Here is a 7,873-nt window from a genome sequence, read left to right as displayed (position 1 = left end):
CGCCGGCGCCGGCAGCGGCGCCTCGGGCACCCCGGCCGCGCTTGCGACGGCCGACGGCGCCGCCGCAAGCGCGGCCGGCACCGTCTCCAGCGACGAGACCGGCGACATCGCCCGCCTGCTCTCGGGCGCCAGCGTGCCGATCATCCTGCTCAGCTTCTTCGGCTTCGGCCTGCTGCTCGCCTTCACCCCGTGCACCTTCCCGATGATCCCCATCCTGTCGGGCATCATCGTCGGCCAGGGCAACAAGGTCTCGCACATGCGCGCCTTCGTGCTCTCGCTCGCCTACGTGCTGGGCATGGCGGCCACCTACGCGCTCGCCGGGGTCGCCGCCGGCATGACCGGCACGATGCTGTCGGCGGCGCTGCAGAACGTGTGGGTGCTATCGGCCTTCGCGCTCCTCTTCGTGCTGCTGTCGCTGTCGATGTTCGGCTTCTACGAGCTGCAGCTGCCCAGCGCGCTGCAGAGCAAGCTCGCCGACACCGCCAGCCACGGCAAGGGCGGCCACCTCGGCGGCGTCACGCTGATGGGCGTGCTGTCGGCGCTCATCGTCGGCCCCTGCGTGGCCGCGCCGCTCGCCGGCGCCCTGCTCTACATCGCGCAGACCGGCGACGCGGTGCTCGGCGGCTGGGCGCTGTTCGCGATGGGCCTGGGCATGGGCGCGCCGCTGCTGGCGGTGGGCGTGGCCTCGCGCAGCCTGCTGCCCAAGGTCGGGCCGTGGATGGAGGGCGTCAAGAAGGCCTTCGGCGTCATGCTGCTGGCGGTCGCGCTGTGGATGATCACCCCGGTGATCCCGGCGCTGGCGATGATGCTGGGCTGGGCCGCGCTGCTGCTGTTCTCGGCGATCTTCCTGCACGCGATCGACCCGCTGCCGGCGCAGGCCAAGGGCTGGCAGCGCTTCTGGAAGGGCGTGGGCGTGGTGCTGCTGCTTTGCGGCGCGGCGATCCTGGTGGGCGCGCTCGCCGGCTCGCGCGACCCGCTGCAGCCGCTGTCGATCCTGCGCGCCCAGGCCGCCGCGCCAGCGAACGTGCCGCAGTTCGAGAAGGTGAACTCCATCGCCGAGCTCGATGCCCGCCTGGCGCAGACCGACCGTCCGGTGCTGCTCGACTTCTATGCCGACTGGTGCGTGTCGTGCAAGGAGATGGAGCGCTTCACCTTCAGCGACGCGACGGTCGCCGAGCGCATGGGCCGCATGCTGCTGCTCAAGGCCGACGTCACCGCCAACACCGACGAGCACAAGGCGCTGCTCAAGCGCTTCGGGCTGTTCGGCCCGCCGGGCATCCTCTTCTTCGACGACCACGGTAAGGAGCGCGAAGGCATGCGCGTGGTGGGGTTCATGAAGGCGGAGCCGTTCGCGACGGTGCTGGACCGAGCGTTGTAGATGCAGTAAACAGCAGTTGTAGCGTGTAAGCATACACACTACAATCCAGCCATGATCATCAGCTTTCGGCATGCGGGCCTGCAAGCCTTCTTCGAGACGGGCTCCAAGGCGAGGATTCGACCCGACCATGCGGCCCGCCTGCGCCGGATTCTCGGTGTGCTCGACGGCGCAAGCTCGATCGAGCAGGTCCGCATCCCGGGCTACGATCTGCACAAGCTCGGTGGCAATCTGGCGGAATTCTGGTCGGTCAAGGTCAACGGCAATTGGCGGGTGATCTTCCGCTTCGACGCTGGCGAGGTCGAACTCGTCGATTATCTCGACTATCACTGAGGCAAAGTCCATGAACATGCACAATCCGCCCCACCCCGGAGAAATCCTCAAGGAGGACGTGCTACCCGAGCTCAACCTCACGGTAGGTGAGTTCGCCACGCACCTGGGCATTTCCCGTCCGCACCTGTCGAAGATTCTCAATGGTCATGCGGGCATCACTGCGGATATGGACCTGAAGCTTTCCGAAGCGCTGTCGCAGCCGCCCGGCCTGTGGCTCAGGATGCAGGCCACCCACGACCTTTGGCAGGCCGCGCAGCGCCCGCGGGATACCGTCAAGCCGCTGCGGCTCGCGGCCTGATCCCGGCCAAGCCCTGCTTTTTCCCCTACAATCCCGCCTTTCCCCTTTCGGTTCAAACCCTTCATGTTCTCCGGCATCGTCGCGGCCGTTGGCCGCATCGAACACATCGAGCCGCTCGCTGACGGCATCCGCCTCACCGTCGACACCAACGGCCTGGACCTGACCGACGTCATCGTCGGCGACAGCATCGCGCACAGCGGCGTGTGCCTGACCGTGGTCGAGATGAACGGACCCAAGCTCAAGTACGACGTCTCGCGCGAGACGCTCAACTGTACGATCGGCCTGGATGCGGTGGGCAACGAGGTGAACCTGGAGAAGGCGCTGCGCCTGGCCGACCGCCTCGGCGGCCACCTGGTCACCGGGCACGTGGACGGCGTCGGCGAGGTGGTGAAGTTCGCGCCGATCGGCGAGAGCCACGAGCTGGTGATCCGCGCTCCTGACGCGATCGCCGGCTACATCGCGAAGAAGGGCTCGATCACCGTCAATGGCGTGAGCCTGACGGTGAACCGGGTCGAGAGTCGCGACTTCTGGATCAACCTGATCCCGCACACGGTGGCGATGACCAACCTCAAACACCTCGCTGCCGGCAGCAAAGTCAATCTCGAGATCGACCTCATCGCGCGCTATGTCGAGCGCATGCTCGAATGGAAGCGGGAAGAGGCGGCGCAGGCCTGATCGCCCCCGCCGTGCCGCACGACGCGTCGTCAGAACGCCAGCAAGAACAGCACACAAGGACACAGCATGAGCGCACTCGCGCCGATCACCGACATCATCGCCGACATCAAGGCCGGCAAGATGGTCATCCTGGTAGACGAAGAGGACCGCGAGAACGAGGGCGACCTCGTCATGGCGGCCGAATTCGTCACCCCCGAGGCGATCAACTTCATGGCCAAGCACGGCCGCGGGCTGATCTGCCTGACGCTCACCGACGAGCGCTGCCGCCAGCTCGGCCTGCAGCAGATGGTGCGCGACAACCGCACCCCGCACGGCACCGCCTTCACCGTGTCGATCGAGGCCGCCACCGGCGTCACCACCGGCATCTCGGCGCACGACCGCGCACGCACCGTGCAGGTCGCGGTCGCCCGCAACGCCCGCCCGGACGACATCGTCACCCCGGGCCACATCTTCCCGCTCACCGCGCAGAAGGGCGGCGTGCTGATCCGCGCCGGCCACACCGAGGCCGGCTGCGACCTCGCCCAGCTCGCCGGGCTCGAGCCCGCGTCGGTGATCTGCGAGATCCTCAAGGACGACGGCACCATGGCGCGCCTGGCCGACCTCATCGAGTTCGGCCAGGCGCACGGCCTCAGGATCGGCGCCATCCGCGACCTCATCGAGTACCGCGCCGCCAACGACCACCTGGTCGAGAAGGTCGCCGAGAAGCACGTGGACACCGCCCACGGCCGCTTCCGCCTCACCGCCTTCGAGGACAAGACCTCGGGCGACGTGCATTTCGCCCTGTCGCACGGCGACATCCGCCCCGAGCGCGAGACCCTGGTGCGGGTGCATGAGCCGATCTCGGTGCTCGACTTCCTCGACGCCGGCAGCGGCCACCACACCTTCCCGGTCAATCAGGCGCTCGCGACCCTGGCCGCAGCCGAGGCCGGCGTGATCGTGCTGCTCTACCGCCCGATGTCCGGCCGCGAGCTCCTCGTCGGCCTCAACGGCGGCCACGACCGCCCCACCGCGAAGTGGGACGCACGCCTGTTCGGCGTCGGCGCGCAGATCCTGCGCGCGCTGCGCGTCGGCAAGATGCGCCTGCTCGCCAGCCCGCGCAAGATCCCGAGCATGACCGGCTTCGGCCTCGAGATCACCGGCTTCGTCGACAAGAACTGACCCAGAGAACCCCCAGCATGCAACGCAACCAATCCGAAAACGCCCGCCAGGGCGCCCGTTACGACGGCATCGACGAGATCGAGCCGAGCTTCGCCGGCGCCGGCGTGCGTGTCGGCATCGTCATGGCGCGCTTCAACCTCGACATCTGCGAGGGCCTGCTGTCGGCCTGCACCGACGAGCTGCTCGCCCTCGGCGTCGCGCGCACGGACATCCGCATCGTCACCGTGCCCGGCGCGCTGGAGATCCCGCTCGTGCTGCAGACCATGGCCAGGAGCGGCCGGCACGACGCCCTGGTCGCGCTCGGCGCGGTGATCCGCGGCGAGACCTACCACTTCGAGCTCGTCTCCAACGAGATGGGCGCGGGCGTCACCCGCGTCGGCCTCGACACCGGGCTGCCGATCGCCAACGGCGTGCTCACCACCGAGGACGACGACCAGGCGGTCGCGCGCATGCGCGAGAAAGGGGCCGACTGCGCCCGCGCCGCGGTCGAGATGGTCAACCTGCTGAAGGTGGTGCGATGAGCGACATCGACAACCCGCAGGCCGAAGGCAGCGCCGGCGCGCCCAACCCGACCAGCAAGATGGCCCGCCGCCGCGCGCGCGAGCTCGCGCTGCAGGGGGTGTACCAGTGGCTGCTGTCGGGCAACACCGCCACCACGGTGCAGCGCCACCTCGAGTCCGAGACCGAGAACCTCGACAAGATCGACCGCGAGCTGTTCGTGAGCCTGCTGCGCGGCGCCACCGGCGCGGCCGACGAGCTGCGCGACTGCTTCGAGCCGCTGCTGTCGCGCCCGGTCGCCGAGCTGTCGCCGATCGAGCACGCGATCCTGCTGCTCGGCACCCACGAGCTGCGCCACAACCTCGACACCCCCTACCGCGTGGTGATCAACGAGGCCATCGAGCTCGCCAAGGGCTACGGTGGCACCGACGGCCACAAGTTCGTCAACGGCGTGCTCGACAAGCTCGCCGCCCGCCTGCGCCCCGAAGAGGTCGAGGCCGCCCGCGCCAAGCGCGGCTGAACGCACGTCGCCCACCCGACCGCCCCATTCGCGGCTGCCGCCGCTCCTACAGCCCCCCGGAACCCCGACGCTCAACGCAGGAACGCCGCCAGCCGCAAACGCCACCCACCCCCGGAACCCCGACGGTTGATGTAGGAGCGCCGGCAGGCGCGAATGCAGCCTCCCCGGAACCCCGACGCTCAACGCAGGAGCGCCGCCAGCCGCAAACACCGCCCACCCCCGGAACCCCGACGGTTGATGTAGGAGCGCCGGCAGGCGCGAATGCAGCCTCCCCGGAACCCCGACGCTCAGCGCAGGAGCGCCGCCAGCCGCAAACACCGCCCACCCCCGGAACCCCGACGGTTGATGTAGGAGCGCCGGCAGGCGCGAATGCAGCCTCCCCGGAACCCCGACGCTCAACGCAGGAACGCCGCCAGCCGCAAACACCGCCCAACCCCGGAACCCCGACGGTTGATGTAGGAGCGCCGGCAGGCGCGAATGCAGCCGCACAGCCCCCGACGCGCAACGGGTCTCCATCCACCCCGCCCGCCACCTATCTGGGGCCGGAAGCGCGCCGCGCGCGCATCACCACGCGCTCCCCGGCACGCAGCTCCAGCCCGCCGTCGGTCGCGATCGCAAATCCGCTCACCGTTGCCGCCGCCACCATGAAGCGCCGCTCTTCCTCCATCGCGCGCGACTCGCAGGCCATCTTGGTCGCACCCAGCGGCGACAGGCGCAGGCCCTCGCCCGACAGCACGTAGCTGCCGAAGTAGCGGTTGCAGGCCGCGCTGCCCGCGAGCCGCCCTTCCGCGGCAAAACCCAGCGTGATCCGCGCCGGATCGGCCACCGCGCGACCGTCGAGCTCCACCACCTCCCAGGGCTCGCCCTGCAGCAGGCGCGCGGGATCGCCGCCGCAGCCGCGCAGCACGCGGTCCTGCCAGCGCACCTCGACGGTGTTCGGGTGCGTCATCCCGCTCATCGTGTCGACACAGACGCGGTCGAACACCAGCGCCTCCAGCTCGCCGCCGGCGCTCGTGCCCTGGTAGCTGCGCAGGCCCTCCGCCTCCACGACCAGCGGCCCGGAGGCGAACGCGCGCGAGGCGCCATCGTCGGCGATCAGCTCCAGCCCCTGCGCGCCGATGTCGAGCCGCCACGCCGGCTCGTTCCCCACCGCGCGGAACAGCGGTTTCTCCGCCACCCGCCGGCACTCCGGCTGCTCGATCCCGGCGAGGCTCAGCAGCGCGGAATTGCCCTTGACCCAGATGCCGGTGCGCGCGTCGTCCACCGCCACCATCCGCATCCCCGAGGCGCTGCGCTCGGGCCGCAGCGTGAACACCTTCCCATCGACGCCGAGGGTGGCGAGCTCGCCGAAGTGGCGCAGCTCGACCCTGCGCTCGCCGCAGCGGAACTCGAGCGGCGGCTGCGGATCGAGCGCGGCCGGGTCGGCCTGGCGCACGGGCGCAGCGGAGCCCGGCTCCGCGGCAACGGTCTGCGCGGCACTCGGGGACGACGACGGCAGCACCCGCCCGAGCAGGCCGCAGCCGGCGAGCAGGGAGGATGCGAGCAGGATGGCGAGCGGCGAGGCGGGATTCATCGGCAAGGCCTGGAGTTGAGGATGAGCTCGCGATTCTAAGACCCCGAGGGCAAGGGCGCGAATCCGCTCGACCGGCGTGGGGCGATCGCCCAAAGGCCCTGCGTGTCCTCGTCGCCTGCGACATGGGAGCGGGCTTGCCCGCGAACAAGCGCCAAGCACGAACCCGGACGCATCCGGACACTACTCTTCCGTTTCCGCACACGACCCGATCAGCGCTTTTCCACCCACTGCCCCAGCGCCGGCCAGGAAAGGCGTGGCGCGGCTGGCGAAACCCCTGCCGTCCGCGCTGGCACGCTTCTTGATGCTCCCCCACACATCCTGCGGCCACGACCGCATCGCGCACACGAGGGGACACTCATGCTTTCAGCGCCCGCAGCACTTTCGCCCGACGGCCGCCCGCAGCGCCCGATCGAATCCCGGCTCGAGATGAGCCGGCGCAGCTTCCTGCAGTTCTGCGCCACGCTCGCCACCACGCTCGGCCTGCCCAAGGGCGCGGAGGCGGCGATGGCGCAGGCGATGGAGGCGGCGCAGCGCCCCTCGGTGATCTGGCTGCACTTCCAGGAATGCACCGGGTGCACCGAGTCCATGCTGCGCGCCGAACACCCGACGCTGGAGAAGCTGATCCTCGACGTCATCTCGCTCGACTACCACGAGACCCTGTTCGCCGCCGCCGGCCACCAGGTCGAGGCCGCGCGCAAGGCGGCGATGGAGCGCCACAAGGGCAAGTACCTGCTGGTGGTGGAGGGCGCGATCCCCACCCGCGACGGCGGCATCTACTGCAAGGTCGGCAACCAGACCGCGATCGAGCTCACCCGCGAATGCGCGAAGGACGCCGCCGCGGTGATCGCGATCGGCTCCTGTGCGTCCTGGGGCGGCATGCCGGCGACCGACCCCAACCCCACCGGCGCGGTCGGCGTCGGCAAGATCCTCGACAAGCCGGTAGTCACCATCCCCGGCTGCCCGCCCAACCCGTACAACTTCCTCGCCACCGTGGTGCACTTCCTGACCTTCGGCAGCCTCCCGCCGGTCGACGCGCAAGGGCGGCCGCTGTTCGCCTACTCGCGCCTGGTGCACGAGAACTGCGAGCGCCGCGCCCACTACGACGCCGGCCGCTTCGCGCTCGCGTTCGGCGACGACGGCCACCGCAAGGGCTACTGCCTGTACAAGCTCGGCTGCAAGGGCCCGGAGACCTACGCCAACTGCCCGACCGTGCTGTTCGGCGACGCCGGCGCGGGCACCTGGCCGGTGGGCTGCGGCCATCCCTGCATCGGCTGCACCGAGGAGGGGGTCGGCTTCAGCAAGCCGATCCACATGCTCGCCAAGGTGAAGAACGTCGAGCCGCCCGCGCTCTACCCCGCCATCCACGAGCCCCAGGGCCAGGGCGCCACGCTCGGCTCGGCCGCGGTGCTGGCCGCGGTCGCCGGCGCGGCGGCCGGCGCCGGC

At 70.1% G+C, this 7,873-nt stretch carries 9 protein-coding genes; 8 read left to right on the top strand and 1 reads right to left on the bottom strand.

Features of this window, described 5'->3' with window-relative positions:
- The 7 genes from dsbD to nusB all read left to right on the top strand — a co-directional run.
- Positions 1-1,378, top strand: a 1,378-nt coding sequence (gene dsbD / locus C667_RS17760) for a protein-disulfide reductase DsbD (RefSeq protein WP_004372905.1), incomplete at its 5' end; no start/stop codon positions are given.
- A 51-nt stretch (positions 1,379-1,429) separates the two neighbouring features.
- Positions 1,430-1,708: a type II toxin-antitoxin system RelE/ParE family toxin gene (locus tag C667_RS17755; protein ID WP_004372903.1), complete on the top strand. Its 279-nt coding sequence runs from the start codon at positions 1,430-1,432 to the stop codon at positions 1,706-1,708.
- A gap of 10 nt (positions 1,709-1,718) precedes the next feature.
- The gene (locus C667_RS17750; RefSeq protein WP_004372902.1) at positions 1,719-2,006 is read left to right on the top strand and encodes a HigA family addiction module antitoxin; all 288 of its coding nucleotides are present in this window, start codon (positions 1,719-1,721) and stop codon (positions 2,004-2,006) included.
- A gap of 63 nt (positions 2,007-2,069) precedes the next feature.
- Positions 2,070-2,681 carry a riboflavin synthase gene (locus C667_RS17745; RefSeq protein ID WP_004372900.1) on the top strand — a complete coding sequence of 204 codons (612 nt, stop codon included), beginning with the start codon at positions 2,070-2,072 and terminating at the stop codon, positions 2,679-2,681.
- A 66-nt stretch (positions 2,682-2,747) separates the two neighbouring features.
- A complete protein-coding gene (gene ribBA / locus C667_RS17740) occupies positions 2,748-3,839 on the top strand; it encodes a bifunctional 3,4-dihydroxy-2-butanone-4-phosphate synthase/GTP cyclohydrolase II (protein WP_004372898.1) in 1,092 nt (363 codons plus the stop codon).
- Positions 3,840-3,856: 17 nt separating this feature from the next.
- Entirely contained in the window at positions 3,857-4,360 is a 504-nt protein-coding gene (gene ribH / locus C667_RS17735; RefSeq protein ID WP_004372896.1) for a 6,7-dimethyl-8-ribityllumazine synthase, read from the top strand.
- A complete protein-coding gene (gene nusB / locus C667_RS17730) occupies positions 4,357-4,857 on the top strand; it encodes a transcription antitermination factor NusB (protein WP_004372893.1) in 501 nt (166 codons plus the stop codon). Before ribH ends, nusB begins: the two co-directional genes overlap by 4 nt.
- Positions 4,858-5,389: 532 nt before the next feature.
- Here the strand turns inward: nusB and C667_RS17725 are convergent.
- Positions 5,390-6,430 carry an META domain-containing protein gene (locus C667_RS17725; RefSeq protein ID WP_004372891.1) on the bottom strand — a complete coding sequence of 347 codons (1,041 nt, stop codon included), beginning with the start codon at positions 6,428-6,430 and terminating at the stop codon, positions 5,390-5,392.
- A gap of 357 nt (positions 6,431-6,787) precedes the next feature.
- Here C667_RS17725 and C667_RS17720 point away from each other — a divergent pair.
- Positions 6,788-7,873: hydrogenase small subunit (locus tag C667_RS17720; protein WP_004372889.1), on the top strand; the 1,086-nt coding region annotated here is incomplete at its 3' end.

This window comes from Thauera phenylacetica B4P (assembly GCF_000310225.1).
Taxonomy (GTDB): domain Bacteria; phylum Pseudomonadota; class Gammaproteobacteria; order Burkholderiales; family Rhodocyclaceae; genus Thauera; species Thauera phenylacetica.
Note: the sequence above shows the minus strand (reverse complement) of the source record. Positions and strands in the feature narration are given on the sequence as shown.

Coding starts and splice junctions, on each gene's coding strand:
- C667_RS17725 (WP_004372891.1), bottom strand. CDS start 6,430: ATGAATCCCGCCTCGCCGCTCGCCATCCTGCTCGCATCCTCCCTGCTC.
- C667_RS17745 (WP_004372900.1), top strand. CDS start 2,070: ATGTTCTCCGGCATCGTCGCGGCCGTTGGCCGCATCGAACACATCGAG.
- ribH (WP_004372896.1), top strand. CDS start 3,857: ATGCAACGCAACCAATCCGAAAACGCCCGCCAGGGCGCCCGTTACGAC.
- ribBA (WP_004372898.1), top strand. CDS start 2,748: ATGAGCGCACTCGCGCCGATCACCGACATCATCGCCGACATCAAGGCC.
- nusB (WP_004372893.1), top strand. CDS start 4,357: ATGAGCGACATCGACAACCCGCAGGCCGAAGGCAGCGCCGGCGCGCCC.
- C667_RS17755 (WP_004372903.1), top strand. CDS start 1,430: ATGATCATCAGCTTTCGGCATGCGGGCCTGCAAGCCTTCTTCGAGACG.
- C667_RS17750 (WP_004372902.1), top strand. CDS start 1,719: ATGAACATGCACAATCCGCCCCACCCCGGAGAAATCCTCAAGGAGGAC.